The sequence below is a fragment of the Nocardioides litoris genome, from assembly GCF_006346315.1.
GTDB lineage: Bacteria > Actinomycetota > Actinomycetes > Propionibacteriales > Nocardioidaceae > Nocardioides > Nocardioides litoris.
This window is the reverse complement of sequence record NZ_VDMR01000002.1, coordinates 799,995-826,498: the sequence shown is the minus strand read 5'-3', so window position 1 is coordinate 826,498 and position 26,504 is coordinate 799,995. Positions and strand designations below refer to the sequence as shown.

Sequence of the window (26,504 nt, the reverse complement as noted above, 5' to 3'; positions counted from 1 at the left end):
GTGGCGGTGTACCAGCAGTCGACGAGCACGCGGGCCCGAGCCCGGTTGCGAGGCTCCCTGCCGCTGCTCGGCCCTGCCTTCGTGACGGCGATCGCCTACGTCGATCCCGGCAACTTCGCCACCAACGTCACCGCCGGCTCGACGTACGGGTACCTGCTGGTCTGGGTGGTCATCGTGGCCAACCTGATGGCCATGCTCGTCCAGTACCTCTCGGCCAAGGCCGGCATCGCGACCGGCAAGAGCCTGCCGGCGCTGTGCCGCGAGCACTTCCCCCGGCCCGTGACCCGCGGGCTGTGGGCCCAGGGCGAGCTGGTGGCCATGGCGACCGACCTGGCCGAGGTCGTCGGCGGCGCCATCGCCCTCAAGCTCCTCTTCGACCTCCCGCTGCTGGCGGGCGGGCTCATCACCGCGGTCGTCGCCTTCGGCCTGCTCACGCTGCAGAGCCGCGGGCACCGCCCCTTCGAGCTGGCCATCACCGGCCTGCTGGGGGTGATCCTGCTCGGCTTCCTGTACGACGTCTCGCGCAGCGGGCTGCAGCCCCTGGCCCTGCTCGACGGTTCGGTCCCGCGCTTCGAGGGCACCGACAGCGTGCTGCTCGCCGCCGGCATGCTGGGCGCCACGGTCATGCCGCACGCCATCTACCTGCACGGCTCGCTGACCAGCCGTCGCTACCGCCGCACCACCGAGGCGGACCGCGTGGCCCTGCTGGGGAGCCAGCGCACCGACGTCATCGTCGCGATGACGGTCGCCGGGCTGATGAACCTGTCGCTGCTCGTGGTGGCGGCCGAGACGCTCAGCGGCGGCCCGGCACCGGTCGACACGATCGAGGGGGCGCACGCCGGGCTGGGCACCGCCATCGGACCGGTCGCGGCCCTGCTGTTCGCGCTGGCCCTGCTTGCCTCGGGGTTCGCCTCCTCCAGCGTCGGCACCCTCGCGGGCCAGGTCGTCATGGAGGGCTTCCTGCGGATGCGGATCCCGCTCGTCGTACGCCGCCTCGTGGCGCTCACGCCGGCCCTGGTGGTGCTGGCGGTCGGTGTCGACCCGACCCGCGCCCTCGTGGTCTCCCAGGTCGTGCTGTCCTTCGGCATCCCGTTCGCGCTGGTGCCGTTGATCCTCTTCACGCGACGGCCCGACATCATGGGGCGCCTGGTCAACCGCCGGTCGACGACCTGGGTGGCCTCGGTCGTCGCCGCGGCGATCATCGCGCTCAACGGTGTCCTCATCGCCCTGACGTTCTCCTAGGCACGGACCCATCCGGCGGCCGGATCGCGCCGAACACCCCGGGCGCCCCCACGCACCGAACACCCGGGAGACACCGTGTTCCACAGTGCTGCACCGACCCCCGACGAGGGCCGCCTGACCAGCCGCGAGACCGAGATGCTGCACCTCATCGCCCTGGGCCTGACCAACCCCGAGATCGTCGCGGCGACCTCGTTGTCCATCAACTCGGTCAAGACGTTCATCCGCTCGGCCTACCGCAAGATCGGGGTCGACAAGCGGGAGCACGCCATCGCCTGGGCCCGCGACCGCGGGTACGGCCAGGCCACCCCGGCCTGACCGGCGGCCCTCACGTCCGGGGCCGCGCGGTCACCGGCCGGCGACGAGGTCGTCGAGGTCGTCCCCGACCCCGGCGTCCGGAGTGCCGAGCCCGCGCCCGACGATCGCGGCGAGGATGATCGCCACCACGACGGCCCCGGGGTCCGGGGCACCCAGGGCCCGCTCCCCGAGGTAGCTCGCCCGGCCCCGGGTGGCCACCAGCCCCGCGGTGGCGCGGGCGCCGTCGATGGCTGCGACCACCGAGTCCCGGTCGAGCGGCCGGGGCGGGTCGCCGGCCACGGCCGGGGCGAGGGCGTCGAGCAGGGTGCGGTCCCCCGGCACCGCGCCCCCGACCCGCGAGACCGCGTCCTGCCCGGCCCGCAGGCCCGCGGCCAGCGCCGTGGGGAGGTCGCCGTCGGCGGTGCCCTCGGCGGCGCCGGCGACCTCGGCGAAGACCAGCCCCAACAGCGGTCCGCTCGACCCGCCCACGTCGTCGAGGAAGGCGCCGGCGACCGCGGCGAGGTCGGCGGCGAGGTCGGCGTCCGGCCCGGGCGCCCGGCGGAGCGCGGCCTGCATCCCGTTGACCACGTTGGTGCCGATGTCGCCGTCGCCGGCGCGCTGGTCGAGCGCGTTCAGGTCGGCCCGCCGCGCGTCGAAGGTCGCCGCGAGGCCGGCGAGCCAGACCGACGGCTCCCGGTCCTCCGGGGCGCCCTCGCGGGCGTCACCGTCACCGTCGGCGTACGCCGCGGGGGCGTCGTCCACGGGCCGGGGGGTCGGCAGCGCGACGGTGTCGTGCGGGGCGAACCAGTGCGGGAGCCAGTCCTCCTCGACCGCCGTCAGGGTGATCGAGAAGCCCCGCATGTCGAGGGCGGAGACGACCGTGCCGGTGACCGCGCTGCGCACGCGGCGCCCGGCCTCGTCGAGCACCCGGGCGGCCTCGGTGGCGACGTGGGCGAGCTCGAGGTTGCCGGTGCCGCCCAGCCCGTTGACCAGCAGGAGGTACCCCTCGGGGGCGTCCGGCAGGGCGGCGAGCAGGTCGCCGACCATGCGCGCCACGAGAGTGCCGAGGTCGTCCCGGTCGATGGTCGCCGCCGCGGTCTCGCCGTGGATGCCGACGCCGTACTCCACGGAGCCCGCAGCCACCTCGAAGGCGGGCTCCCCGGTCTCCGGCGAGGTCTGCGCGCCATGGGCGACGGCCAGGGTCCGTGACCGCGCGGCGACCCGGCGGCCGAGGTCGACGAGGTCGTCGAGGTCGGCGCCGGTGTCGGCGGCCGCGCCGAGGATCTTCTCGACCACGACGGTGGCGCCCGTGCCGCGACGACCCACGTCCTGGCCCTCCGAGCCGAGGTCGTCGTCGACGAGCACCTCGGCGACCCGGTGGCCCTCGGCCCGGAGCCGCTCGGCGGCGATGGCGAAGTTGATCCGGTCGCCGGTGTAGTTCTTGACGACGTGCACGATGCCGCCGGGCTTGGCCACCCGGGCGGACGCGGCGTGCACCTGCCGGTTGTGGGGCGAGGTGAACACCTCGCCGGGCACGGCGGCGTCGAGCCCGCCCACGCCCACGAACCCGGCGTGCATCGGCTCGTGCCCTGCCCCGCCGCCGCTGACGAGCGCCACCCGGCGCCCGGCGGCCGGCTGCCGCGCCCACACGTACGCCGGCGCGGTGCTGACCCCGACCGCGGACCCGGCCACGAGGACGAGACCGGGGAGGGCGTGGACGGACGGTGAGGCACCGTCGGCGAAGAAGCTGCGGGCCATGTGGTCGTCTCCTCGGGGCTGTCGGGTGTCGCCTCCGTCCCTACCACGACCGGACGACCACCGGGCGGCCGACGGGTCCGACCGACCCCGCGTCTCGGCAAATTAGGTTAGGCACGCCTTACTTAGGCTAGCCTTGCCTGACTCGCCGCCGACGACAGGACGTCCATGCCGCACCCCGTGGTCCCGCACCGCCGCACCACCGCCGCCGCCCGGGCCGCCCTCGCCGTGGCGGCCCTGGTGCTGACGGCCCTGGTCGCGGCGTGCAGCCCGGCCGTCGACGCCGCCGGCGGCGAGACCGGTGACGGCCGGTCGGCGACCGCCGTCCCGGCCCTGGCCGACGTCGCCCCCCTCGCCGACCCTCGGGGCTGGGACGGCCCGGTCTCCGTGCGGCTGCCCGACCCGGCCCTCGACCCGGTCGACGACCCGCGGCCCTCGCTGCCGGCCCGGGTCACCGACGCCCAGGGTGACGAGGTCGTCGTGACTGACGTGAGCCGCATCCTCGCCCTCGACATCTACGGCACGCTCGCGCACACGGTCTTCGAGCTCGGGCTCGGCGACCGCGTCGTGGGCCGCGACGTGTCGGCCCAGTTCCCCGAGGCCGCCGACCTCCCCCTGGTGACCCAGGGTGGCCACGAGCTGAGCGCCGAGGCGATCCTCGCCCTCGACCCCACGGTCGTGCTGACGGACTCCTCGCTCGGGCCGTACGACGTGCTGCTGCAGCTCGAGGACGCCGGCATCCCGGTCGTCTTCACCGACTCCCGCCGCGGCATCGACAACATCGCCTCGCTCACCCAGGAGGTCGCCGACGCGCTCGGCGTGCCGGCGGCGGGGCGGGAGCTCGGCGCCCGGCTGGAGCAGGAGGCCCGGGCGACCGTCGACGAGGTGGCCGACGTGGCCCCGCAGGACCTGGCGGGCCGCCTGCGCACCGTCTTCCTCTACGTCCGCGGCCAGGCCGGGGTCTACTACATGTTCGGCGAGGGCTCCGGCGCTGACGAGCTCATCACCGCGGCCGGCGGCTACGACGTCGCCGAGGAGATCGGCTGGGACGGCATGCAGCCGGTCACCGACGAGGCCCTGGTCGAGGCCGCGCCCGACGTGCTGCTGATGATGGACGAGGGCCTGGAGTCGGTCGGCGGGGTCGACGGCCTGCTCGAGCGGTTCCCGGCCCTGGCCAACACGCCGGCCGGCGAGCACCGCCGGGTCGTCTCGATGGACGACGACGTGGTGCTGAGCTTCGGCCCTCGCACGGCCGACGTGGTCGGCGCCCTGGCCGTCGCGCTCTACGCACCCGACGCCCTGTCGGCCGGGTGAGGGCCCGATGACCCAGACCGTCCCGGCCGCCGCCCCACCGACGCCGGCGCCGACGCCGACGCGGGGGCGACCCGGTCGGCCCGGCCCGGCCGCGCCACGGCGTACCCGGGCGGCGCACGTGGCCTTCGTGGTCGCGCTCCTGGCCGGGGTCGTCGTGGCGAGCCTCGTCGCGGCCGGCTCGGGCCAGAGCCCGATCCCGCTGCCGGAGGTGGCGGGCTCGGTGCTGCACCGGCTCGGCCTCGACCTCGGCCCCCTGCCGACCGCGCCCCGCGGCGACGCGACGCTGTGGACGGTGCGCTTCCCGCGGGTCGCCATGGCGCTGGTCGTCGGCGCCGCGCTCGGTGCGGCGGGGGCCCTGATGCAGGGCGTGTTCGGCAACCCGCTCGCCGAGCCGAGCGTCGTCGGCGTCTCGGCCGGGGCCGCGGTGGCCGCGGCGGCGTCGATCACCTTCGCCTGGACCTTCGCCGGGGAGTGGACCATCGCCCTGTGCGCCTTCGCCGGCGGCCTCGTCACGACCCTCGCGGTCTACGCGCTCTCCCGCGCCGACGGCCGCACCGAGGTCGTCACGCTCGTGCTCACCGGCATCGCGGTCAACGCCGTCGCCGGGGCGGGCCTGGCCTTCCTGCTGTTCGTGGCCGACACCCAGGCCCGCGAGCAGATCGTCTTCTGGCAGCTCGGCAGCCTCAACGGCACCCGCTGGCCGTACGTCGGCGTCGTGGCGCCGTTCGCGGTCGTGGGCTGCCTGGCCGCGCTGGCCTGCGCCCGCCGGCTCGACCTGCTCGCCCTCGGCGAGCGCCCCGCCCGCCACCTCGGCGTCGACGTCGAGCGGCTGCGCATCGGCCTCGTGGTCGTCGTGGCGCTGCTGACCGCGGCCGCGGTCAGCTTCTGCGGGATCGTGGCCTTCGTCGGCCTGGTCGTGCCCCACGTCGTGCGCATGGTCACCGGGCCGGCCCACCGGGTCGTGCTGCCGGCCTCGATGCTCGCCGGGGCGCTCGTGCTCGTGGTCGCCGACACCGTGGCCCGCACCTTCGTCGCCGGCGCCGACCTGCCGATCGGCATGCTCACCTCGCTCGTGGGCGGCCCGTTCTTCTTCTGGTTGCTGCGCCGCACCCGGCGCAGCGCCGGTGGGTGGGGGTGACCCGGTGACCGCCTCCACGGCCCTGCTCGCCCGCGGCCTCGTCGTCCGGTACGGCGCCGCGACCGTCCTCGACGGCGCCGACCTCGAGGTGCGCCACGGCGAGGTGCTCACCCTCGTGGGGCCCAACGGCGCCGGCAAGTCGACGTTGCTCGGCGCCCTGTGCGGCGACGTCGACCTCGCCGGCGGCAGCGTCGAGGTCCTGGGCCGACCGCTCTCGTCCTGGCGGCTGCGCGACCTGGCCCGCGAGCGCGCCGTGCTGGCCCAGGAGCACCGGGTCTCCTTCCCCTTCCCGGTGGCCGAGGTCGTGCGGATGGGCCGGGCGCCGTGGCGCGGCCGTCCCGAGGAGGACCTCGACGACGACGTCGTCGCCGAGTCCATGACCGCGACCGAGACCACCCACCTCGCCGACCGGCCGTTCGTGGCGCTCTCCGGCGGCGAGAAGGGACGCGCGTCCTTCGCCCGCGTGCTCGCCCAGCGCACCGGCGTCCTGCTGCTCGACGAGCCCACCGCCGCCCTCGACCTCGGGCACCAGGAGGCGGTGCTGGCCCGCGCCCGCGCGCGGGCCGACGAGGGCGCCGCCGTCGTGGTCGTGCTGCACGACCTGAGCCTGGCCGCCGCCTGGTCCGACCGGGTCGCGCTGCTGGCCGCCGGCCGGGTCGTCGCCGACGGCCCCCCGACCGACGTGCTGCTGGCGTCCCGGCTCACCGAGGTCTACGCCCACCCCGTCGAGGTCCTGCGCCACCCCGCCACCGGCGACCTGCTCGTCCTCGCCGACCGCTCGGCCCGGCCCCCGGCCCGACCCCCGGCCCGCCTCCCGCACGGACAGGAGCACCCGTGAAGCGCCTGCTGCACGCGACCCTCGTCGCCCCCCTGCTGCCCGCCCTGGCCGTGGCCACCCCGGTCGCCGCCCCGCCGGCCCACGCCCAGGGCCGGGTCGAGGTGGCCAACGACCGCGGCGGCGCGGAGGCCGACCTGCGCTACCGCACGTCGCTGACCGTGCGCGGTGCCGGCTTCCAAGCCGTGCCGGGCGGGTTCGGGGGCGTCTACGTGATGTTCGGGTGGGTCCGCGACCCCGGCGGAGGAGCCTGGCGCCCGACCCGGGGTGGCCTCACCGGCCAGGACTACCGCTACGTCCCCGACGCCGAGGACGCCGCCGACAGCCAGGGGTACCTCCGCTTCGTCGCCTTCCCGGGCAGCTCGACCGCGGGCGAGGCCACCGCCGTGGTCGGCCGCGACGGGTCCTTCGAGGTCGACCTGACGGTGCCCGGGCCCGTCTTCCGGAGCGTCGACCGCGCCGGGGAGGTCGTGGAGGTCGACTGCCGCGAGGTCACCTGCGGCGTCATCACCCTGGGCGCCCACGGCGTCAAGAACGGCCGCAACGAGACCTTCACCCCCGTCCGCTTCGCCCGGGTGTACGACGCCGAGCCCGCCGCCCCCGCCGAGGCCGAGCCCGACCCGAGCCCCGCCGCGGGCGGAGCCGGACCCGCCGCCGGCGCCACCCCGCCGACCGCCCCCGCTGCCGCCGGCCCGACCGGCGCGGCCGGCGCGGCCGGGCCCGGCCGGACGGCGCGCGCGGCCGGACCCGCCGCCCTCACCGTCGACCGGGCGACCGCGATCGCCGGGCACACCCTCGTCTTCTCCGCCCGCGGCTTCACCCCCGGCGAGCAGGTCGTCGCCGTGCTCGGCGACGGCGAGGCCGCGCTGGGCCCGGTCGTCACGGGCACCGCGGGCGAGGTGGCCGGCGCGCTGTCGCTGCCCCTCGACCTCCCGGTCGGCACCCACGAGCTCCGGCTCGTCGGCGCTGCCTCGGGCACGACGGTGACCGAGCGCTTCCCGGTGGCCGCTGGCGACGCCGCCCCCACCGACGCCCCGACCGACGCCGCCGCCGCTCCGGCCGACGGCGGGCCCGGGCTGGGCCTCACCCCCGGCACGGTCTTCCTCGTCGTGGCCCTGGCCGCCTTCCTGCTGGCCCTGGGCGGGCTCGTCCGCAGCCTCCTCGCCCGCGGGCGACGCCCGCGCCCGGCCACCGAGACGGTCGCGGGGGCCGCCGCGTGACCGGCGACCGGCGGCGCGCCGCCGCGACGGCCGCCGCGACCGCGGTGCTGGCCGTGCTCGCCGTGCTGGCCGTCCTGGGCCCGGCGGCGCTCGCCCTCGGGCCCGGCCCCGCCCGGGCCGCCGACCCCACCACCGAGCCCACCGCCGACCCCACCGCCGACCCCACCGCCGACCCCACCGCCGACCCCACCACCGAGCCGACGTCGGCGCCGCCGACCGAGCCCGACGGCGCCTTCACCGTCGACGACGCCCAGCTGCGCTGGGCGGTCAACGACGAGGTCAACAACCGGGCGTTCGCGCCGGGCACGGTCAACTTCCTCTCGGCCGGCGTCGTCCCCGACCCCGGCCGCGGCGGGCAGCGCATCGTCGACGGAGCCTGGACCAGCACCGGGGCCCGCGCGTGGTGGCCGACCAGCGGCGACGTGCGCGTCGAGAAGCTCCGGCCCGACGGCACCTCCGCCCCCGCGACCTTCGCCGGCCTCTCGACCACCGTGGCGGGCACGCCCCTGAGCGGCACGAACGGCCCGTTCTCCGGCCACCAGGTGGTGCTCGACGGCGGCACGGGCGAGGTCGACACCGACGCGGGCACCGCCACCGTGCAGTGGCGCGGGTCCTTCTCGGTCGTCCTCTACTCCGGCATGACCTTCTTCACCGTCACCGACCCGCGCCTGGTCCTGACCCCGTCCGGCGGCACGCTCACCGCCACGCTGGGCGGCTACCGCAGCGCGATGGACGACCAGTCGGTGTGGCAGGCCGTCCCCGCCCGCCCGGGGGTCGTCCTGGCCCAGCTGCCCGCGGTCGACCTCGGCGCCGCCCTCGGCTTCAGCGCGCTGCCCCGCTACCGCGGCGTCACCCACGACGCAGCGGCGGACGCCGCCCCGCAGGTGCGCACCGGACCGCACTGGGGTGCCTTCCCCCGGTCGTTCCTCGACTTCCAGCGGGTCGCGGGCGCCGCGGCCTACTGGTACTCCAGCGGCGGCTCGGCCGACGCCCACAAGGTGCCGGCGCCGGTGACCGTCAGCTACGCGGCCGGTGCGCCCCTCGCCCCGCCGGTCGAGCCCGACCACGGCGGCTCGGCCGGCGGCGGCCCCACCGCGAGCCCGACCACCGAGGCGGGACCCACCCCGCCCCCGGCGGCCTCGACCACCTCGACCGACGGATCGACCTCGCCCGCGCCGGCCGCCCCGGCGTCCCCGGCCCCGGCGCCACCCGCCGCACCGGCACGCCCGGCCCCCGCGGCCGACGCGGTGCCGGCTGCAGCCGCCCCGGCCGGCCAGCCCGGCGTCGTACCCGTCCTGCACGCCCTCCGCCCGACCGCCGCGGCGGCCGCGGGCCCGCATTCCGCGTCCCTCCCCTGGTGGCTCGGAAGCGCGCTGCTGCTCGCAGCAGCCGCACTCACCTTCACCAGCCACACCCTGAGAGGCAGACCATGAACCCCCTCGCCCGCCGCGCCACCACCGCGCTGACCTCGCTCGCCGTGGCCGCAGCCGGTGCCGTCGCCCTCGGCGCCGCCCCGGCCCAGGCCGCTCCGGTCGCGGTCACCGACGCGACCTTCACCTGGGACCTCAACAACGAGGCCACCGCCGGCGCCTTCGCGCCCGGCACCTGGAACCTGATGTCCGCCGGCCTGGTCGGCGACCCCGGCGCCGGCGGCCAGACGCTGGCCGACGGCGGCGCGACCTGGTCCAACGGCAAGCCCGCCGGCTGGTCGGCCACCGCCGGCGACGTCACCGTGGAGGACCTCCAGCCCGACGGCAGCTGGGCCACCGCGACGTTCGCCGGCACCCGCACCAACCGGTCCGGCGTCCCCGCGAGCCCCTTCACCGGGGCGCGCGGCGAGACCCGGCTGGCCTTCGGCGGCGGCACCGGGACCGTCGACGCCGCGACCGACTCAGGCACCATCACCTGGGACGGCGACGCGACGATGCTGTTCTACTCGGGCATGACGTTCTTCAGCCTCTCCGACCCGGTGCTCTCGCTCACCGACGGCTCGGGCACCGTCACCGCGACGGTGAGCGGCTACGCCACCTCGCAGGACGACAGCTCGGAGTGGCAGGCCCTCACGCCGGTCCGCGTGCCCGTGGCCGCCGTGAGCGGCGTGGACGTCGGCGAGCAGGGCCTCACCGCCACGCCGGCCTACCGCGAGGTCGTCTACACCGCACCGGCGGGCGGGTCGCCCCAGAGCACCACGTCGGCGGCCTGGGGCGCCTTCCCGCAGGCCTTCGTCGACTTCCAGCAGCAGGTCGGCCAGGGCCCCTACTGGTACTCCACCGGCGGCTCGGCCGACGCCCGCAAGGTCGCCAACCCGTTCACCGTGGCCTTCCAGCCCGCCCCGCCCGCCCCGGTCAGGGCGACCTCGACCGTGTCGGTGAGCGCCCCGGCCGTGCGCCACGGGCAGCGCGCCGTCGCCGTGGTCACCGTGGCCAGCGAGGGCAGCACGGCCGGCACCGTCACGCTGCGCAGCGGCTCGACCGCCCTCGGCGCCCCCGTCGCGCTGACCGACGGCCGCGCGGTCGTCGACCTCGGCCGCCCCGCCGCCCGCCGGCACCCGCTGACCGCCACCTTCTCCGGCAACGACGACACCGCCGGCTCGACGGCCTCGACCGTCCTCGTGGTGAGCCGGGCCGTCACGTCGACCACCGCCCGGGTCGGGGCCTTGCCCACCCGCCGCAAGGCCGGCCGGCTGGTCGTCACCGTGGCCTCGCCGACCACCACCCCCACCGGCCGGGTCACGGTGGTCGTCCGCGGCGGCGGCAAGGTCGTCAAGCGCGCCACCCCGGCCCTGCGGGCCGGGCGCGCCGTCATCAGGTTGCCCAAGACCGCCCCGCGCACCTACCGGGCCGTGGTCACCTACTCCGGCAGCACCGACGTCTCCGGCTCGCGCCGCACCACGACGTACCGCGTGCGGCGCTGAACCACCCTCGAGCCGCCCTCGACGCCCGGCGGCCCGCCGCCGGGCGTCGAGACCCCCCGCACCACCCCCGCCAGCCCCCGCCACCCCCCGCCACCCGAGGACCCCGATGACCCTGACCGCTCCCGCCGGCCCGGCGACCACGCCCCGCCTCTCGACCGCCGTCCGCGAGGGCTCCCGCGCCGAGCACGAGGCGACCGAGGGCTCCCCCTTCATGACCCGGCTGCTCGCGGGTGGGCTCGCCCCGGCGGCCTACGCCGACTACCTGCGGCGCCTGCGCGTCGTCTACGCCGCGCTGGAGCGGGCGGTCCGCGCACACGCCGCCGACCCGGCGGTCGCCGCGGTGCACGACCCCGCCCTGGAGCGGCTGGCCGCGATCGACGCCGACCTGGCCCACTGGGCGCCCGGGCCGGCGGTCACCCTCCCCGTCGACTCCCCCGCCGCCACGGCGTACGCCGACCGGCTGGCCGCCGCGTCCGCCCAGGCCGCCGACGGGTGGGGCGGCGCCCTCCTTGCCCACCACTACACCCGCTACCTCGGCGACCTGTCCGGCGGCCAGGCCATCGGCCGGCTCCTCGACCGCGCCTACGACCTCGGCGGCCAGGGCACGGGGACCGCGTTCTACGCCTTCCCCGGCATCCGGCCCAAGCCCTACAAGGACGCCTACCGCGCCCGCCTCGACGCGCTCGACCTCGACGCGTCCCAGGTCGACGCGGTCGTGGCCGAGGTCCGGGTGGCCTTCGAGCTCAACGGCGCCCTGTTCGCCGAGCTGGACGCCCTCACGGACTGACCGAGCGACGACGGGGCACCGGTCGGGGACCGCCCGCCGCGCCGACCCACCGGGAGTGCCCGATGTACGACGACCACCGCCCCTGCCGGACCTGCGGGGCCCCGGTCGACGTCGGGCCGCGCCGGCCCGGCGCCGACGACTCCGACGACGCCCCCGACGGCCCCGTCGGCCCGGCGGGCGGCGTGGTGGGGGGCGGCGACCCGACGCTGGACGTCCGCACCTGCACCAACGCGGACTGCCCCACCCGGCACGGCGACGGGAGCCCCTAGACCCCCGGCCGGCCTCAACGGTAGGGCTGGCCGAGCAGCGGCCACACCACGAAGGTGAACGCCGCGACCAGGCCGGCGCTCAGCGGTGCCAGGAACAGCGAGAGGCGCAGCAGGTCGGGGGGCCGGTAGGTCACGGTGCCCTCGACCCGGGCGAAGAGCGCGACGGGCTTGGCGCTCGAGGGCAGCGTGTGGCAGAAGCCCGCCGCGGCCGTCGAGGCGAACGCCGCGGCCACCGGGTCGACGCCCACGGTGGGCGCGAGGGCGACCACGATCGGCACCAGCACCGACGACCGCGCCGAGCGCGACTGCACGAGCAGGTGCATCAGGGTCGAGACGACGATGACGACGAGCAGGAACGGCACGGCCGCGGCGCCGGAGTCGGTGAACCCGGAGAAGACTCGCCGGGCGAACCATTCCGCCGCGCCCGACGACGTCAGCGCCGACCCCAGGGCCAAGGTGGCGGCCAGGAAGAGCAGCAATGACCAGGGCGCGGCCTTGAGGGCCTTGGACAGGCTGACCGAGCCGTAGCGGGGCGAGGCCGCCACCAGGGCGCCGACCAGCGCCACCACGGCCGGGTCGACGCCGTGCAGCGGCTCGCTGCACCACAGCACGACCACGGCGGCCAGCAGCAGCGCCGCCCGCGACTCGGCCACCGAGAGCGGACCGGTGACCGGGCCGGGCGCCTGGGCCTCGAAGTCGGCCGGGGCCAGCACCAGCGACCGCCGGCGCTCCTCGGCGTCGGTGAAGAGCCGCAGCACCAGTTCGGCGGCCAGGTGCGAGGACACCACGGCCAGGGGCAGGCCGAGCAGGACCCAGTCGACGAACGAGATGCCCTCCCCCACCGCGGTGCGCAGGATCTCGCTGGTCACCAGGTGCGCCCCCGCGCCCAGCAGCGACCCGACCGCCGAGAGCAGGATGACGGTCGGGAAGAGCAGGGCGAGCGCCTTGACCAGCCGCGGCCGGTCGGCGAAGACCGCCGCGAGGGCCAGGAAGACCGGCAGGGCGAGCGCGGCGCGACCCGACGTCGACGGCACGGCGAAGGTCGTGACGACCAGGGCCGCGGTCAGCAGGTGGGCCAGCTGCCGGGGCGAGCGCGCCGCCGAGACGACGTACGCCGTGGCGCGGGTGGCCAGGCCGGAGGAGGTGACCCCCGCCGCGATGACGAACGCGGCCAGCAGCAGCCACACCGTGTCGTCGCCGAGGGTCTGGAACATCTCGTCGGTCGACAGCACGCCGAGCAGCACCAGCGAGACCGTGGCCCCGAGGGCGACGTAGGTGTCGTCGAGGGAGGTGAAGACCCACGCCCACACGGCCAGGGCGAACACGACCAGCGTGACCTGGCCGTCGCGGCCGAGCCCGGCGTCGCGGTCGCCGGCGCCTCCGGCGCCCCCGGTGAGCAGCACGATGCCGCCGACCAGCAGCACCATCGTCAGCCCGGCGACGACGTAGGGCCGCAGCGACGACCAGCCGGGGCGGGGTGGCCGGCCGTCGGGCCCGTCGACGGCGGCCAGGGCCTCCTCGCGGGGCGGGACGGTGGTCCAGCGGGTCCTCACCGGGCCCCCGTGGCCGTGGTGTCGCCGGTGGTGTCGCCGGAGGTGGCGCCGGTGGTGGTGTCGGTGGTCTCGGCCGTGTCGTCGCGGGTGTCCTCGTCGCGGGTGGCGTCGCGCCTGCCGGACCTGGCCGGGACGGGCGGCCCCAGCGGCACCCGGACCCCGAACCGGGCGCCCTCGCCCGGCGCGGTCTCGACCCACGCGCTGCCGTCGTGGGCGTCGGCGACCGCCCGGACCACGGCGAGCCCGAGACCGGTCGGCGCGTCGGGCCCGCCGGCGTCGTCGTCGGCCAGGTCGGTGTAGCGGTCCAGCACGTGCTGGGCCTGCTCCTCCGCCAGCCCGGGGCCGTCGTCCTCGACCCAGACATCGAGGTGGGTGGCGCCCGCCTCGACCCCCAGCCGCAGCGGCCGGGGCCCGGCGTGCTCGGCGGCGGCGTTCTCGGCCAGGGCCACGGTGGCCGCCCGGAGCAGGCCGGGGTCGACGTGGGCGGCGCCGGACCCGGTCAGGCGCAGCTCCCAGTCGTGGTCGGGAGCGGCCCCGGCCGCGGCGCGCGCGAGGTCGTCGCCGAGCCGCGCGACCTCGACGTCGGCGGGGTCGGCGAAGCCGGGCAGCTGGCTGGAGGTGAGCAGCGCCATGTCGTCGAGGGTCGACCGGATGCGTCGCGCGGCCCGTGCCCGGTCCTCGGGCGGGGTGGTCGGGTCGGCGAGGAGGTCGACCGGCCCTCGGATGTGCCGGTCCGCGACCCGCACGAAGTGGCGCTGGGAGCGGAAGGACCCCTCGAGCCGGTCGAGCATGGAGTTGAAGGTCGAGGCGAGCGCGGCCAGGTCGTCGCGTCCGCGGACCTCGATGCGGCGGCTCAGGTCGGCCCGGGTGATGCGGGCGGCCGCCCGCCGCACCGTGCGCACGGGGGCGAGGATCTGCCCGGCGACGACGAACGCGATCCCCGCGGTGAGCAGCAGGCCGCCCAGGCTGACCCCGACGATCAGCTGCGTCGTCCGGGCGACCTCGGCGCGTCCCGGCTCGACGAACGCGGCCACGAGGAGCTCGCCGGTGCGGACGCCGCCCCGGTCGACGACCTCCGCGGTGCCCCACCGGAAGGACCGGCCGTCGACCTCGGCGATGCCGGAGGCGGCCTCGGACTCGACCAGCTCCGCGACCAGGTCGGGATCGTCGAGCAGGCCGTAGCGGTCGTCGAGGTCCTGCACGACCAGCGGGGAGGTGCCGGCCGGCACCCCGGCGTCGTACCCGACGAAGACCTCGGCCCGACCGGGAAACTGGCGCTGCAGGTAGAGCTCGAGGAGCCGTCCGGCCGAGGCGAACGGTCCGCCCGTCTCGGGGTCGCGGCCCTCCGCGGCGAACGTGCGGAACTCGTCGACCTCCTGCTGCACGCTCTCGTTGGCCGCGTCCTCGACGTCGGTGAGCAGCGCGCTGCGCACCGTGAGCACGACGGCCAGCAGCACGAGCGAGGTGGCCAGGGTGATCCAGGCGACGATGCGCAGGCGGGCGGGGATCGGTGACCCCGTCCGCACCGTCGTACGCCGCCCGGCCCGGTCGGGCTCAGTCGTCATCGCCGTCGTCGTCCCGGTCGTCGGCCCCGTCATCGCCGTCATCGTCGCCGTCGTCGTCGGCCGGCGGCACCGACGGCTCCACGACCCGGGGGCCCGGTCCGCGGGTCGGCGGCCCGGACGGGGCGGGCGAGGTCGGGGCGGGCGCGGTCGGGGCGGGCGCGGTCGGGGCGGGCGTCGCCGGGGCGGGCGTCGTCGGGGCGGCCCCGGGGTCGGCCGGCTGCCCGCCCGTCCCGGGGTCGCCGTCGAGCCGCACCGCGGGCGCGTCGACGTCGGGACGGCCGGGGCGCTCGGCGAGCACCTGGGAGGCCAGGGCGAGGGCGAGGGGGACGGCCAGCAGCACGGCGAGCACCGCCGCCCGGGCGAGCAGCGCCATCAGTGCCGCCGGCTGCCGGACTCGGCGGCGTCGAGCTCCTGCCAGGCCAGCCGCCGCCCGACCAGCATCATCCGCAGGGCCTGCTCGGCTGCGGCGATGAGCAGCTCGTCGGCCCGCACGAGGGCCTCGTCGAGGGTGCACGGGGCGGTGAGGATCGAGCCGTAGGCGTCGAGGCCGGCGTCGACCGCCGCCTGCACGCCCTCCCCGACGGTGCCGGTCAGGGCGATGACGGGCACGTCGAGGCGGGCGGCGTGCGCCGCGACCTCGGCCGGCACCTTGCCCCGGGGCGTCTGCCGGTCGATGGCGCCCTCGGCGGTGATGACCAGGTCGCACTCGGCGAGCAGGTGGTCGAAGGCGAGGTACTCGGTGATGATGTCGAACCGCGAGTGCAGGGTCGCGCCCAGCAGGGCCGACAGCCCGGCGCCGAGACCGCCGGAGGCGCCCGAGCCGGGGGCGGTGCGCACGTCGGTGCCGGTGGCGGCCTCGACGACGTCGGCGTAGTGCAGCAGTGCCTTCTCCAGCACCTCGACCGTCTCCTCGTCGGCGCCCTTCTGCGGGCCGTAGACCCGGGCGACGCCCTGGGGGCCGGTGAGCACGTTGGTCCAGTTGCAGGCCACGTCGAGGGTGCACTCGGCCAGCCGGGGGTCCAGGCCGCCGAGCTCGATGCGGTCCAGGCGCAGCAGCTCGCGCCCGCCGGGGCCGATCTCGTCGCCGTCGGCGTCGAGGAGCCGGGCACCGAGGGCCTGGGCCATGCCGGCCCCGCCGTCGTTGGTGCCGGAGTCGCCGCAGCCGACCAGGATGCGCCGCGCGCCCCGGTCGAGCGCGGCCGCGACGAGCTCACCCACGCCGCGGGTCGTGGTCTCGAGCGGGTCGCGCCGCCCCGGCGGCACGTGCCGCAGCCCGGCCGCGGCCGCCATCTCGAGCACGGCGGTCGGCACGCTCTCCCCCGCGAGCATCCCGAAGTGGGCCTCGACCGGCTCGCCCACCGGCCCGGTCACCCGGACCGGGTGCAGCTCGCCGCCCACCGCGGCGACCAGGGCCTCGGCGAACCCCTCCCCGCCGTCGGCCAGCGGGGCCTTGCGGATCAGGGCGTCCGGCACGGCCCGGCGTACGCCGCTGGCGACGCAGTCGGCCACCTGACGGGCACTCAGGCTCTCCTTGAAGCCGGACGGGGCGATGAGGATGCGCAGGCGCATGGGACGGGCTCCAACGTGGTCGGTCCGGGTGGCGGTCGTACCCCAACCTGACGGGTCAGCGTGAGGCGGGTGTGAGCCCTCGATGAGCCGGTTCTCACCCGCGGCCCAGCCGCGACCGGCACCTCCTGCGCGCCGTCAGCGCAGCCGGTCCATCTCCCTGAGCACCGCGGCGACGGGCGGCCCGTCGTCACCGTCGGCCACGAAGAACACCCCGGCGCCGAGGGCCTCCTCCCCGCTCGGCGTCGCCCGCAGGACCGGCGTGGTGTTGCGCACGGAGCCCCGCAGCTGCCAGGCCCAGTCGTCGCAGCCGCCCGCGGCCGACGGCTGGCGGAAGACCACGGGGTACGACGCCCACCAGCGTGCGAAGCCGGCCCTGGCCCGGTCCGCCGCCGGGTCGAGGCCCCGACGTCCGAGGAAGTGGACCTCCCCCACCGTCCAGACGTCGGCGCGGTGCTGCCGGGGCGGGAAGAGGGAGACCACGGGGCGGTCCGGCGGGCCGGCCGTGCCGGCCCACGTCGACCCGTGCCCGCTGCGGACGGAGGGCGGCCCCAGCAGGGCGGCAAGCCGGTCCGGCACCAGCGTGTCGGTGCCCGGCGCCGCGAGGTAGTGGTAGGTCGAGCCCACGGGTGGAGTGTGCCCGACCCGCTCCGGTCCCGAGTGCCCGACGGCGGCTCCCGCGCCCTGCTGCGCCGTCGGTCAGTCGGTCAGTCGGTCAGTCGATCAGTCGATCAGTCGATCAGCCGGTCGAGCAGCTCGAAGGACTCGTAGGGCTGGTCGACGTCGCCGAAGTGTCCGTCGTCGCGCACGACCTGCGTGCCCCCGAGCCGCTCGAGCATCGCCCGACCCTGCCGGTCGTCGCAGCCGTACGGGTCGACGCGGGAGTTGACGAAGTACAGGTCACGGACGTGGGCGCGGATGGCCGACCAGTCGTAGGACTCCTGCAGCACGGGTTCGTCGGCGTCGTTGGGCGGGGTGCAGTAGCCGGCCACCAGGATCGCCTGGTCCACCCGCACGTCGATGTGCTGCAGGACGGCGAGGAGCAGCGCCGCGCCCCCGGAGTGACCGACCAGCACGGTGTGCTCGTCGAAGGTGTGGGCTCCCAGGACCTTCGGCAGGAACGTGGCGATCGGTTCGACGTTCAGGCCGGGGTGGTGGGGCGCGTCGACGACGTAGCCGCGCTCGGCCAGCCTCCGTCGCAGCCACGGGAGCCACACGACGTCGGGGTGCGCGCCGGTCCCGTGGAAGATGATCGCCCTGCGCTGCGCCACGTGGCCCTCCGCGGTGGTCGAGGTGCTCCGACCGCCCGTCGGCGGCCAGGTCGCACGTGTGCGTGGTGGTCGTTCCTACCACCCGGGCGCGGGTCCTCCTCGCCGGGTGGGCCGCCAGGGCGCGCCCCGCCGTCCGTGGGGGTGGTGACGACGGCGGGGCGCGCGGTCCGGCGGGCTCGAGGGCGCGCGGCCCGAGGGCGTGGCGGCTAGAGGGCGGTCTGCCGCTCCTCCTCGCAGCCCCGGCACCCGAGGACGCGGGTGGCGTGGCCGTCCTCGAACTCGATCTCGAGCAGCCGCCACTCGTGCCCGTGGGCGATTGGCGTGGTCTCCTCGGCCGTGGCGATCAGATCCCGTTGCTGCGGTTGTCACGCACGGTCTGCGAACCGTCCGGGTGGGTGACGGTCTGCGTGGTGCGGGCGCGGCGGCCGTTGTTCCACGTGAACGCGGTCAGGGCGATGACCACGACGCCGACGGCCGCCATGATCCACCCGACCATCGTCAGGTCGATGCCGCTGACGCTGTCGGTGACGGCCAGGGCCAGCACCAGTCCGACGACGAGCAGGAACGCTCCGAAGCCGTATCCCATGGGTCTCTCCTTCGCTGTGCCCCGCGGGGCGGTGGAGGCGCCCGAGCGCACACCGAGGACTGTCCTCGACCCGTACCTGCAGCCGGCGGGGCTCCCCGTTACGTCGCGGGCCGAAGTCCACCCCTACGGGGGGCACGCCCGGCCGCGGTCCGGTCGGGTCCCGACCACGACCTGCGAGGCGAGCAGGTCGGTGAGGGCCGCCTCGGCCTCGTCCCGCGCGAGGTCTCCCCGCAGCGCCGCCTCGGACAGCGCGTCGGCCGCGCCGAGGAAGGCGATGGCCGCCGCCGCGGTCCACTCCGCGGACGGATCGGTCTCGGTGATGGCCCGCCGGCAGGTCTCGACGTACCGCTCGTCGGAGCGACGCTTGACCTCCGCGAGGTCGGGGGCGCCGGCCAGCGCGGCCACGACGCCGCCGATCTCCGCGCCGTGGTCCAGGACGCAGGCGACGTGGCACCGGGCCACGGTGGCCAGCTGCGCCGCGAGAGAGCGCTCCGCGGCGTCGAGGGCGGCCACCAGCAGGCCGGTCTGGCGCCGGTCGTAGTCCTCGTAGAGGGCGACCAGCGCGCCCGTCCGCGTGCCGAAGTGGTCGTAGACGACCGGCTTGGACACGCCGGCGCGCACGGCGAGGCGCCCCAGCGTCAGGGCGTCCGCCCCCTCCTCCACGACGACCCGCCGCGCCACCTCGACGAGCTGGCGGCGCCGGTCGTCGCGCGACATGCGTCGTCGGGCTGCCGTCGTCGTCATCGTGGGCATGATGGCAGGCCGGGGTCGGTCCCGGCCGGTGCGCATCGGTCGGCGGGGGCCACCTCGCCGCGGGTCACCCCGCCACGCGGGGTCGGACCGCCGCGGCCGCCTCGTCCACGGCCGCCTCGAGGGCCCTGCTGCGCACGGCCGGGTCGCGGCTCTCGGAGTCGTGCAGGAAGACCACCCCGCCCGGGACCGCGCCGCAGTACTCGACGACGCCGTGCACGAGCTGGGTGTGCATCGACTGCGCGTAGCGGTGGCGCTCGTAGAGCGCGTGGTCGGCGCCGGCCACCGCCACGAGGTGGATCGTGAGGCGGCCCAGGCGCGGCGTGATCCCCGTGTCCGGATCGTTGTCGAACGCCCACCCGTTGACGAAGACCCGGTCGATCCAGCCCTTCACCAGGGCGGGCACCGACCACCAGAACACCGGGAACACCAGCACCAGGTCCGTGGCCCGGTCGAGGCGCTCCTGCTCCGCCACGACGTCGGCGGGCGCCCCGCCCGTCCACGCCTGGTAGTGGCCGAGGTCGGTGGAGGAGAAGACGGGGTCGAAGCCCTCCTGGTGGAGGTCGGCGACCTCGACCGTCCCGTGCTGGGCCAGGCGCTGCGCGACCCGGTCGGCCACCGCCCGCGTGAGGGAGCCGGGGTCGGGGTGGGCGGAGACGATCAGCGTGTGGGTCATCCCGCCAAACTACCAATGGTAGGTAAGCCCGTCCGGGCCTCGCGGCCGGATCCGGGCGGCCGGGCGTCGAGGTTCAGGCGGCCGGGCCCACGGCGTCCCCGACCACCGCGACGGCCTTGAGCTCGACCAGGTGCTCGGGCACGTGCAGCGCCGCGACCCCGACCAGGGTCGCCGGCGGGGCGGACGTGCCGCCCAGCCGCTCGCCCGCCCGGTCCGTCCCGGCCACGACGTCGCCGATCAGCTCGGGGCGCCAGTCGGCGACGTACATCGTGAGGTCGACGACGTCGCGCAGGGTGCCGCCGACGGCGGCCAGGGCGGTGGCCACGTTGGCGTAGCACTGCTCCACCTGGCCCGCGAGGTCGCCGGCGGCGACCAAGGTGCCCTCGGCGTCCCAGGAGACCTGACCGGCGACGTGCACGAGGCGGGTCCCGTCGCCGAGCGGGACCAGGGAGACGTGCCGGTAGACGTCGTTGCGGGGCAGGCCCGGGGGATCGAGAAATGACTTCATGCTTGAAGCATGTGAAACTTCAAGCGTGAAGTCAAGGTACGGTGCGGTGGTGGCGGCGGACGTGCGGTGGCTCTCGGAGCCCGACAAGGAGGGCTGGTCGGGGTTGCTGTCGCTGCTCCTCGTCCTGCCCGCCCGCCTCGACGCCCCCCTGCGGGCCGCGACCGGGCTGACCCTGTTCGACTACGTCGTGCTCAGCGGGCTCTCCGAGGCACCGGGGCGGCGGCTGCGGATGAGCGACCTGGCATTCTTGTCCCGCGGCTCGCTGTCGCGCCTGTCCAACGTCGTGCGCCGGCTCGAGGAGCGCGGCCTCGTCACGCGGAGCCCCGACCCCGACGACGCCCGCTCCACCACGGCCGCCCTGACCGACGCCGGCCTCGACCTGGTGCGCGAGGCGGCCCCCACCCACGTGGCGTCGGTGCGGGCGGAGGTCGTCGACCGGCTCGACGCCGACGACCTCGCCGCCCTGGCCCGCATCGCGGCCCGGCTCGGGGTCCGCCCGACCGACCAGACGCAGGGCCGCGTGCGCTGACGCGCGGCCTGCACGACCGTGTCGTGTCCAGCCGTCCGCCTGGGATCCCCGTACGCCGAGCTGGGCGGGCGGCGCGACCCGTCGCTCAGGCCGCGGTGCCGGGGCGGTCGAGCGACCGTGCCGATGCGGGGAACAGCCCGGCCAGCGCCTCGTCCGACGCGGCGAGCGCGTCGCGGTCGAAGGTGGAGCTGAAGACGAGCAGCTCGGCGGCGCCGGTGCGGTCGACCAGGGCCTCGAGCCGGCGGCGCACGGAGGCGGGGCTGCCGGCGACGACCCGCGACCGGCTCGCCTCGACGTCGGCCCGGACCCGCGGGGGCACCTGCGCCGCCGCGGCGGCCTGGACGGCCTCGACCGGCTCCAGCGCGGGGAACGAGCCCGTGCGGCGCGAGGTGGCCCAGGCCCAGGCCTCGGGCAGCGCCAGTCGTCGGGCCTCGTCGTCGGTGTCCGCGACGAGGACGTCGGCCGACACCAGCACCGTGGGACGACCGTCGCCGCGGAAGCCGGATCGGTAGCGGGCCAGCAGGTCCGGCAGGTCGGGGCTCTCCAGGACCGGGCCGCCGACGACGACGGGGAGCCCGAGCGAGGCGGCCACCTCGAGCCCGGCGCCCGTCGCGAGCACGAACCGGGGGACGCCTCCCGGGACGGCGGGGCGCGCGGTGACCTCGGCCGTCCCGTCGAGGTAGGAGCCGAGCGCGGCGAGGTCGGAGGCGAAGGAGTCGGGTGCGGACGCCGGGCTCCGGAGGGCACGACGCACGGGCGGGGTGAAGCCGAGCGACCGGCCCACGCCCAGGTCGACCCGGCCGGGGAACAGGGCCTCGAGCACCAAGAACTGCTCGGCCACCACGAACGGCTGGTGGTTGGGCAGCATCACGCCGCCCGAGCCGATGCGGATCGTCCGGGTGCGCGTCCCGATCGCGGCCAGCAGGACCGCGGGCGCCCCGGAGGCGATGCCGGGGACGGCGTGGTGCTCGGCCACCCAGAACCGGTGGAACCCCAGCGCCTCCGCTCGGACGGCACGCTCGACCGTGTGGCTGAGCGCCGCGCCGTCCGGCTCGCCGGCCCGCGTGCGGGACCGGTCCAGCAACGACAGCTGCACCACGGGCGTTCCCCTCTCGACACGGTGCTGGGGCAACGCCGCGGACGCCACCGGTGTTCCTGCGACGGTCGCAGGGTGCGGCCCCGACGCCGCCACGCCTGCCGCAACGCCCGGGGTGCGACGAAGCCCCCGTCGGGCCGTGCACCACGGCCGACGGGGGCTCCGCTCCCCCACCCCTACCGGGTCTCGACGAACTCGACGTGCCGGCGGACGGTGGGGTCGAACTTGCGCAGCCGGAGCCGCTCGGGGCTGTTGCGGCGGCTCTTGGCCGTCACGTAGCGGTAGGCGGACTCGGTCGACGCCATCTGGACCTTGCCCCGCAGGACGGACGAACGGTGGGCCATGGTGCTCCCTTCTCGGCCGCAGCGTGCGGCCACCCGCACAACCTCGCGGGGCCCCCCGTCATTCCGCGGCCAGCCCGCCCGCGGCCGGCCCGCGGCCGGCCAGGGCGACGGCCGCCTCGACCAGCGCCGCGTTGCCCGGGGCAGGGGTGCCGTCGGGGAGCTCGCCGGTGTCCTCGAGCCCGATCCGCAGGCCGTGACCGCGGGCCGCCGCGTGGCGCAGCACGGGCCAGGTGGCCCGGCCCATGCCGTGGTGCACCTGCTCGAGCACGACACCGCCGGCGCGGAGCAGGTCCTCGATGGCCGTCGAGCGGGCGCACGCCGCGTCGGGGTCGTCGTCCATCGGCTCGACCACGACCCGCACGTAGCGGTCGAGCCCGCCCCGGCGCAGCATCGTCTCGGCGTCGTCCTCGGTGAAAACGCACGCCTCGACCCCGACCCCGCGGCTCCGCAGCAGGTCGGCGAGCTCGGCGATCCCCTCCTCGCCCTGGTTGGCCGGCACGAGGTCGGGCAGCACCCGCCAGGCCGCCACGGTGGCCAGGCGCGCTCGTGGGTCGGGCTCGACCTGCGCGAACGTGGTCATCGAGATGGGCACGCCCGGGCACGCCCGCCGCACGGCGGCGACCGTCGCGCCGACGGCGGCCTCGTCGAGGGTCTCGACGCCGTCGTCGTCGAAGGCGTGCAGGTGCAGCAGGGTCGCCCCGGCCGCCACCGTCGCGGCGGCGTCGGCCGCGACCTCCGCGGCCGTGCGCGGCATCGCCGGGTGGGTGGAGTCGCCGTTGAGCGCGACCTGCAGGGTCCGGGAGGAGGGCACCCGGCCAGCCTAGGAGCGCAGGACGGCCCGCGAGCCGGGCCGCGGGCGGGCCGCGGGCGGGCTCGTCCGTCCGTGGCTAGGCTCGACCCGCGGCCGGGTCGTCGGGCCGCAGCGAGGAGGTGCCCGGTGACCCGCTCCGACGTCGCGGTCTCCGCGGCGTGCGGCACGCTCACCGTCGCCCTCCTCCTCACCGCCGGGCTGCTCGGGGACGACGCGACCAGCGTCCCCGACCTCGGCAGCCCGGCGTGGTGGGCCACGGCCCTGGCCCTGGTCGTCCAGGCGCTCGCGCTCCCTGCGGCCCGGACCCGGCCGCGCCCGGTCGTGCCGGCGCTGGCCGCGGTCGCCCCGATCGTGGCGCTGGCCGGGGCCGAGGACGCCACCAGCATCACCTCGCTCGCCGTCGTCGTGGGTGTGTTCTCCGGCGTCGCGCGCCACGGGCTCCGCCCGCTCCTGCCGGCGCTCGTGCTGGCCGGGCTGCTGCTCGTCACCGGCGGCGCCCTCGCCACGACCAGCTACGGCACGGCGACGGCGGCCGCCGTCGCCGGCGCCCTCCTCCAGTACGGCGGCACACTGCTCCTCACCCTGCTGGCCGCGTCGTGGATCCGGGCCCAGCGCGAGGTCCGCGACGCGCGGGCCGCGGAGGACCGGGCCGTGCTGCGCGAGCAGGACGCGCTCCTGCACGCCGCCGTGGCCCGGGAGCGCACGGCCATGGCCCGCGAGCTCCACGACATCGCCGCCCACCACCTCAGCGCGATCGCCCTCCTGGCGGCCGCCGTCGAGCGCCAGGTCGACCGCGACCCCGAGACGGCCAAGCAGGGGGCGGCCCAGGTGCGCCGCCAGAGCCGCGACGTGCTGCGCGACCTGCGCCGGCTCGTCGGGCTGCTGCGCGAGCAGGGGGCCGCCGGCGACGTACGACCGGAGACGCTGGCCAGCGTCCGCGACCTGGTCGCCGCCGTCGCGGCGTCGGGCGTCGAGGTGTCGGTGACCGAGCGCGGCGACGACCCCGGGCGCGACGTCGGCCCGCTCGCGCAGCTGGCGGCCTACCGCGCGGTCCAGGAGGCCCTGGCCAACGCCGCCCGCCACGCCCCGGGCGCCGCCTGCTCGGTGGTCGTCGACGGCGAGCACACCGAGGTCGTGGTGGTCACCGTGCGCAACGGCCCACCTCCCGCGGTCGCCGACGTCCCGACCGACCACGTGACGTCCGGCACCGGCGGGCACGGCCTGCTCGGCATGCGCGAGCGCGCCCAGCTCACCGGGTCCGAGGTGAGCGCTGGGCCGACCGACGACGGCGGTTGGTCGGTGGTCGTGCGGGTCCCCCGCGAGCCGGCCGGGGTCGCTCCCGAGCCGGCGCAGGGGACGGCGCAGGGGACGGCGCAGGAGACATCTCGATGAACGCCGTCGTGCGGGTCGTCGTCGCCGACGACCAGCCGCTCGCCCGCGTCGGGCTCGCGACGCTGCTGGGGGCCGAGCCCGGCATCGAGGTCGTCGGGGCCGCCGCCGACGGCCGCGAGGCCGTCGAGCTGGCCACCCGGCTGCGACCCGACGTGGTGTGCATGGACGTGCGGATGCCGGTGCTCGACGGCATCGCCGCGACCCGGGAGCTGGCCGGTCCCGACGTGGTCGACCCGGTGCCGGTCCTGGTCCTCACCACCTTCGAGGTCGACGACTACCTGTTCGCCGCCCTGGAGGCCGGTGCCTCCGGGTTCCAGCTCAAGGACGCCGAGCCCGACGAGCTCGTCCGGGCGGTGCGCTCCGTCGCCGCCGGCAACGGCACCCTGGGCGACTCGTTGACCAAGCGGGTCATCAGCGAGGTCGTCGATCGTCGCCGCGCCCAGCCCCTGTCGGTGGGGCGCCCCACCGACCTGCTGACCGCCCGCGAGCTCGACATCGTGCTGCTGCTGGCCGAGGGGCTGTCCAACGACGAGATCGCGCGCGAGCTGGTCGTCGAGGTGGCGACGGTGAAGTCCCACCTCGCCCGCATCCTGCCCAAGCTCGGCGTACGGTCCCGGCTGCAGGCGGCCGTGTGGGCCTACCGCAACCGCGTCGTCGAGCTGCCCGACCCGCCCCCGTCCTGAGCCGGCCCCGTCGAAAGGTGCACGCCGGAGGTTGCACCTTTTGCCGCTCGTGGACCGCAGCGCCCGTTCCTAGCGTGGACGACGTCCCAGACGACCACTCGAGGAGCTCCCCGTGCCATCCCTCCGCCGCACCCTGGCCACCCTGGCCGCCCTGGCCGCCGTCACCACGTCGGCGACCGTGTCCTCCCCGGCCCCCGCCCTGGGGGCCGGCGCCGGGACGGCCCCACCGGCCGCCGGCGCGACCAGCGGCACGGCCCGCCCGGCGCTCGGGCGCGACGCCGTCCTCCAGCGCCGGCTGGAGCGGCTGGTCCGCACCACCGGCCTGCCGGGCGCCGTCGCCACCGTCCGGGGGCGTGACGGCCGGGTGCGCACCTACCGCGCCGGCGTCGGCGACCTGCGCACCGGTCGTCCGATCCCCCGCGACCCGCGCGTGCGCATCGCCAGCAACACCAAGATGTTCACCGCCGTCGTCGTCCTCCAGCTCGTGGCCGAGGGCCGGGTGCGGCTGGACGCCCCGGTCGAGCGCTACCTGCCCGGCCTGCTGCGCGGCCCCGGCGGCGACGGGCGTCGGACCACGGTCCGCCAGCTGCTGCAGCAGACCAGCGGGCTGCCGGACTACGACACGCTCCTGGTCGGGGAGGGCCAGAGCCTGCGTTCGCTCGCCGAGACCTACATCGAGCCCCGCGACCTGGTCGACGCGGCCCTGGCCGGGCGACGGGCCTTCCGCCCCGGGCAGCGCTGGGAGTACAGCAACACCAACTACGTGGTGCTCGGCCTGCTCGCCCAGCGGGTCACCGGCCGCCACATGGGCGCCCTGGTCCGCGACCGCATCGCACGGCCGCTGGGTCTCAGCGACACCTACTGGCCGGCGGCCGGCGAGCGGCGCATCCGGGGCGCCCACCCCCGCGCCTACCTGGCCGACGGCCCGGACGGCGCCTGGCAGGAGATCACTCGGATGGACCCGTCGTTCGGGTGGGCGGCCGGGCAGCTGGTGGCCTCGCCGCGCGACCTCGGTCGCTTCATGCAGGGCCTGCTCGGCGGTCGGCTGCTCCCCGCCGACCTGCTGCGCGAGATGCGGAGCACGGTGCGGGCGCCCGGGTTCGACGCCGACCCGGGCTGGCGCTACGGCCTCGGCCTGGCCAGCCACCGCCTCGGCTGCGGGGTCACCGGCTGGGGCCACGGCGGCGACATCCAGGGCTTCGAGACCCGCAACCTGGCCACCGACGACGGCCGCTGGGCGGTGGTGGCCGTGACCGGGCTCCCGAGCTCGCTGGAGCAGGTCCGCACGGTGAGCCGGATGGTCGAGACCGCGGTCTGCCGCTCCTGACGGCCCCAGGGCGGCCCCGCACGGCGACGGCCGTGCGGGGCCGCTGCCCGCGTGGCCGCCCCCGTGCTGGGTCGTCGGG

28 protein-coding genes are annotated in these 26,504 nt (G+C 76.9%); 14 read left to right on the top strand and 14 right to left on the bottom strand.

Annotation, left to right across the window (positions count from 1 at the left end; genetic code table 11):
* Positions 1-6 precede the first annotated feature (6 nt).
* Both FJQ57_RS12005 and FJQ57_RS12000 read left to right on the top strand, forming a co-directional pair.
* Entirely contained in the window at positions 7-1,242 is a 1,236-nt protein-coding gene (locus tag FJQ57_RS12005; RefSeq protein ID WP_211348875.1) for an Nramp family divalent metal transporter, read from the top strand.
* A gap of 75 nt (positions 1,243-1,317) precedes the next feature.
* Positions 1,318-1,557, top strand: a complete 240-nt coding sequence (locus FJQ57_RS12000) for a response regulator transcription factor (protein WP_246081759.1) — start codon at positions 1,318-1,320, stop codon at positions 1,555-1,557.
* Positions 1,558-1,587: 30 nt separating this feature from the next.
* Here the strand turns inward: FJQ57_RS12000 and FJQ57_RS11995 are convergent, their stop codons facing one another.
* A complete protein-coding gene (locus FJQ57_RS11995; protein ID WP_139980443.1) occupies positions 1,588-3,294 on the bottom strand; it encodes a dihydroxyacetone kinase subunit DhaK in 1,707 nt (568 codons plus the stop codon).
* Between the two features lie 165 nt (positions 3,295-3,459).
* Between FJQ57_RS11995 and FJQ57_RS11990 the strand changes: the two genes are divergently transcribed.
* The 8 genes from FJQ57_RS11990 to FJQ57_RS11955 all read left to right on the top strand — a co-directional run bounded on the left by FJQ57_RS11990 (position 3,460) and on the right by FJQ57_RS11955 (position 11,768).
* The gene (locus FJQ57_RS11990; RefSeq protein ID WP_139980441.1) at positions 3,460-4,605 is read left to right on the top strand and encodes a heme/hemin ABC transporter substrate-binding protein; all 1,146 of its coding nucleotides are present in this window, start codon (positions 3,460-3,462) and stop codon (positions 4,603-4,605) included.
* A gap of 7 nt (positions 4,606-4,612) precedes the next feature.
* Positions 4,613-5,743 carry a FecCD family ABC transporter permease gene (locus FJQ57_RS11985; RefSeq protein ID WP_139980439.1) on the top strand — a complete coding sequence of 377 codons (1,131 nt, stop codon included), beginning with the start codon at positions 4,613-4,615 and terminating at the stop codon, positions 5,741-5,743.
* Between the two features lie 4 nt (positions 5,744-5,747).
* Positions 5,748-6,581 carry a heme ABC transporter ATP-binding protein gene (locus FJQ57_RS11980; protein WP_211348874.1) on the top strand — a complete coding sequence of 278 codons (834 nt, stop codon included), beginning with the start codon at positions 5,748-5,750 and terminating at the stop codon, positions 6,579-6,581.
* Entirely contained in the window at positions 6,578-7,798 is a 1,221-nt protein-coding gene (locus FJQ57_RS11975) for a hypothetical protein (protein WP_139980437.1), read from the top strand. Before FJQ57_RS11980 ends, FJQ57_RS11975 begins: the two co-directional genes overlap by 4 nt.
* Positions 7,795-9,231 carry a hypothetical protein gene (locus tag FJQ57_RS22965; RefSeq protein ID WP_211348873.1) on the top strand — a complete coding sequence of 479 codons (1,437 nt, stop codon included), beginning with the start codon at positions 7,795-7,797 and terminating at the stop codon, positions 9,229-9,231. The genes FJQ57_RS11975 and FJQ57_RS22965 overlap by 4 nt, the downstream gene beginning before the upstream one ends.
* Positions 9,228-10,712: an Ig-like domain-containing protein gene (locus tag FJQ57_RS11965; RefSeq protein WP_139980435.1), complete on the top strand. Its 1,485-nt coding sequence runs from the start codon at positions 9,228-9,230 to the stop codon at positions 10,710-10,712. The genes FJQ57_RS22965 and FJQ57_RS11965 overlap by 4 nt, the downstream gene beginning before the upstream one ends.
* A gap of 106 nt (positions 10,713-10,818) precedes the next feature.
* Positions 10,819-11,499 carry a biliverdin-producing heme oxygenase gene (locus FJQ57_RS11960; RefSeq protein WP_139980433.1) on the top strand — a complete coding sequence of 227 codons (681 nt, stop codon included), beginning with the start codon at positions 10,819-10,821 and terminating at the stop codon, positions 11,497-11,499.
* Between the two features lie 62 nt (positions 11,500-11,561).
* On the top strand, positions 11,562-11,768 hold the full coding sequence (locus FJQ57_RS11955) for a hypothetical protein (RefSeq protein WP_139980431.1): 207 nt from the start codon (positions 11,562-11,564) through the stop codon (positions 11,766-11,768).
* Positions 11,769-11,782: 14 nt separating this feature from the next.
* Here the strand turns inward: FJQ57_RS11955 and FJQ57_RS11950 are convergent, their stop codons facing one another.
* From FJQ57_RS11950 to FJQ57_RS11905, 10 genes are all read right to left on the bottom strand, one after another.
* A complete protein-coding gene (locus tag FJQ57_RS11950; RefSeq protein ID WP_211348872.1) occupies positions 11,783-13,321 on the bottom strand; it encodes an SLC13 family permease in 1,539 nt (512 codons plus the stop codon).
* Positions 13,318-14,886: a sensor histidine kinase gene (locus tag FJQ57_RS11945; RefSeq protein WP_170219403.1), complete on the bottom strand. Its 1,569-nt coding sequence runs from the start codon at positions 14,884-14,886 to the stop codon at positions 13,318-13,320. Before FJQ57_RS11945 ends, FJQ57_RS11950 begins: the two co-directional genes overlap by 4 nt.
* Entirely contained in the window at positions 14,876-15,259 is a 384-nt protein-coding gene (locus FJQ57_RS22510) for a hypothetical protein (RefSeq protein WP_170219402.1), read from the bottom strand. Before FJQ57_RS22510 ends, FJQ57_RS11945 begins: the two co-directional genes overlap by 11 nt.
* Positions 15,259-16,455 (bottom strand): glycerate kinase family protein, encoded by a 1,197-nt coding sequence (locus FJQ57_RS11935; protein ID WP_139980427.1) that lies wholly within the window; start codon positions 16,453-16,455, stop codon positions 15,259-15,261. Before FJQ57_RS11935 ends, FJQ57_RS22510 begins: the two co-directional genes overlap by 1 nt.
* 135 nt (positions 16,456-16,590) lie before the next feature.
* Positions 16,591-17,079, bottom strand: coding sequence for a hypothetical protein (locus FJQ57_RS11930; protein WP_139980425.1), 489 nt, complete (start codon positions 17,077-17,079; stop codon positions 16,591-16,593).
* 104 nt (positions 17,080-17,183) lie between these two features.
* Positions 17,184-17,723 (bottom strand): RBBP9/YdeN family alpha/beta hydrolase, encoded by a 540-nt coding sequence (locus FJQ57_RS11925; RefSeq protein WP_139980423.1) that lies wholly within the window; start codon positions 17,721-17,723, stop codon positions 17,184-17,186.
* A gap of 343 nt (positions 17,724-18,066) precedes the next feature.
* Positions 18,067-18,309 (bottom strand): DUF6458 family protein, encoded by a 243-nt coding sequence (locus FJQ57_RS11920; protein ID WP_139980421.1) that lies wholly within the window; start codon positions 18,307-18,309, stop codon positions 18,067-18,069.
* A gap of 123 nt (positions 18,310-18,432) precedes the next feature.
* A complete protein-coding gene (locus tag FJQ57_RS11915; RefSeq protein WP_211348871.1) occupies positions 18,433-19,053 on the bottom strand; it encodes a TetR/AcrR family transcriptional regulator in 621 nt (206 codons plus the stop codon).
* A 73-nt stretch (positions 19,054-19,126) separates the two neighbouring features.
* Complete coding sequence (locus FJQ57_RS11910; RefSeq protein ID WP_139980417.1) at positions 19,127-19,735, bottom strand: NAD(P)H-dependent oxidoreductase; 609 nt, start codon at positions 19,733-19,735, stop codon at positions 19,127-19,129.
* A 73-nt stretch (positions 19,736-19,808) separates the two neighbouring features.
* The gene (locus FJQ57_RS11905) at positions 19,809-20,243 is read right to left on the bottom strand and encodes a RidA family protein (protein ID WP_139980415.1); all 435 of its coding nucleotides are present in this window, start codon (positions 20,241-20,243) and stop codon (positions 19,809-19,811) included.
* 49 nt (positions 20,244-20,292) lie between these two features.
* Between FJQ57_RS11905 and FJQ57_RS11900 the strand changes: the two genes are divergently transcribed.
* Positions 20,293-20,772: a MarR family winged helix-turn-helix transcriptional regulator gene (locus FJQ57_RS11900; RefSeq protein WP_246081758.1), complete on the top strand. Its 480-nt coding sequence runs from the start codon at positions 20,293-20,295 to the stop codon at positions 20,770-20,772.
* An 85-nt stretch (positions 20,773-20,857) separates the two neighbouring features.
* Here FJQ57_RS11900 and FJQ57_RS11895 read toward each other — a convergent pair whose 3' ends face one another.
* The 3 genes from FJQ57_RS11895 to FJQ57_RS11885 form a co-directional block, all read right to left on the bottom strand.
* The gene (locus FJQ57_RS11895; RefSeq protein ID WP_211348870.1) at positions 20,858-21,871 is read right to left on the bottom strand and encodes an MsnO8 family LLM class oxidoreductase; all 1,014 of its coding nucleotides are present in this window, start codon (positions 21,869-21,871) and stop codon (positions 20,858-20,860) included.
* A gap of 173 nt (positions 21,872-22,044) precedes the next feature.
* Positions 22,045-22,212, bottom strand: a complete 168-nt coding sequence (gene rpmG, locus FJQ57_RS11890; protein WP_139980411.1) for a 50S ribosomal protein L33 — start codon at positions 22,210-22,212, stop codon at positions 22,045-22,047.
* Positions 22,213-22,270: 58 nt separating this feature from the next.
* The gene (locus FJQ57_RS11885) at positions 22,271-23,023 is read right to left on the bottom strand and encodes a 3-keto-5-aminohexanoate cleavage protein (protein WP_211348869.1); all 753 of its coding nucleotides are present in this window, start codon (positions 23,021-23,023) and stop codon (positions 22,271-22,273) included.
* 126 nt (positions 23,024-23,149) lie between these two features.
* On the opposite strand from FJQ57_RS11885, the gene FJQ57_RS11880 reads away from it, so the two are divergent.
* From FJQ57_RS11880 to FJQ57_RS11870, 3 genes are all read left to right on the top strand, one after another.
* Positions 23,150-24,415, top strand: coding sequence for a sensor histidine kinase (locus tag FJQ57_RS11880; RefSeq protein ID WP_139980409.1), 1,266 nt, complete (start codon positions 23,150-23,152; stop codon positions 24,413-24,415).
* Positions 24,412-25,098, top strand: a complete 687-nt coding sequence (locus tag FJQ57_RS11875; protein ID WP_139980407.1) for a response regulator — start codon at positions 24,412-24,414, stop codon at positions 25,096-25,098. Before FJQ57_RS11880 ends, FJQ57_RS11875 begins: the two co-directional genes overlap by 4 nt.
* 112 nt (positions 25,099-25,210) lie before the next feature.
* Complete coding sequence (locus tag FJQ57_RS11870) at positions 25,211-26,425, top strand: serine hydrolase domain-containing protein (RefSeq protein WP_246081757.1); 1,215 nt, start codon at positions 25,211-25,213, stop codon at positions 26,423-26,425.
* Positions 26,426-26,504 lie beyond the last annotated feature (79 nt).

Coding starts and splice junctions, on each gene's coding strand:
- FJQ57_RS11995 (WP_139980443.1), bottom strand. CDS start 3,294: ATGGCCCGCAGCTTCTTCGCCGACGGTGCCTCACCGTCCGTCCACGCC.
- FJQ57_RS11990 (WP_139980441.1), top strand. CDS start 3,460: ATGCCGCACCCCGTGGTCCCGCACCGCCGCACCACCGCCGCCGCCCGG.
- FJQ57_RS11985 (WP_139980439.1), top strand. CDS start 4,613: ATGACCCAGACCGTCCCGGCCGCCGCCCCACCGACGCCGGCGCCGACG.
- FJQ57_RS11965 (WP_139980435.1), top strand. CDS start 9,228: ATGAACCCCCTCGCCCGCCGCGCCACCACCGCGCTGACCTCGCTCGCC.
- FJQ57_RS11960 (WP_139980433.1), top strand. CDS start 10,819: ATGACCCTGACCGCTCCCGCCGGCCCGGCGACCACGCCCCGCCTCTCG.
- FJQ57_RS11955 (WP_139980431.1), top strand. CDS start 11,562: ATGTACGACGACCACCGCCCCTGCCGGACCTGCGGGGCCCCGGTCGAC.
- FJQ57_RS11945 (WP_170219403.1), bottom strand. CDS start 14,886: ATGACGACTGAGCCCGACCGGGCCGGGCGGCGTACGACGGTGCGGACG.
- FJQ57_RS22510 (WP_170219402.1), bottom strand. CDS start 15,259: ATGGCGCTGCTCGCCCGGGCGGCGGTGCTCGCCGTGCTGCTGGCCGTC.
- FJQ57_RS11935 (WP_139980427.1), bottom strand. CDS start 16,455: ATGCGCCTGCGCATCCTCATCGCCCCGTCCGGCTTCAAGGAGAGCCTG.
- FJQ57_RS11920 (WP_139980421.1), bottom strand. CDS start 18,309: ATGGGATACGGCTTCGGAGCGTTCCTGCTCGTCGTCGGACTGGTGCTG.
- FJQ57_RS11915 (WP_211348871.1), bottom strand. CDS start 19,053: ATGACGACGACGGCAGCCCGACGACGCATGTCGCGCGACGACCGGCGC.
- FJQ57_RS11910 (WP_139980417.1), bottom strand. CDS start 19,735: ATGACCCACACGCTGATCGTCTCCGCCCACCCCGACCCCGGCTCCCTC.
- FJQ57_RS11905 (WP_139980415.1), bottom strand. CDS start 20,243: ATGAAGTCATTTCTCGATCCCCCGGGCCTGCCCCGCAACGACGTCTAC.
- rpmG (WP_139980411.1), bottom strand. CDS start 22,212: ATGGCCCACCGTTCGTCCGTCCTGCGGGGCAAGGTCCAGATGGCGTCG.
- FJQ57_RS11875 (WP_139980407.1), top strand. CDS start 24,412: ATGAACGCCGTCGTGCGGGTCGTCGTCGCCGACGACCAGCCGCTCGCC.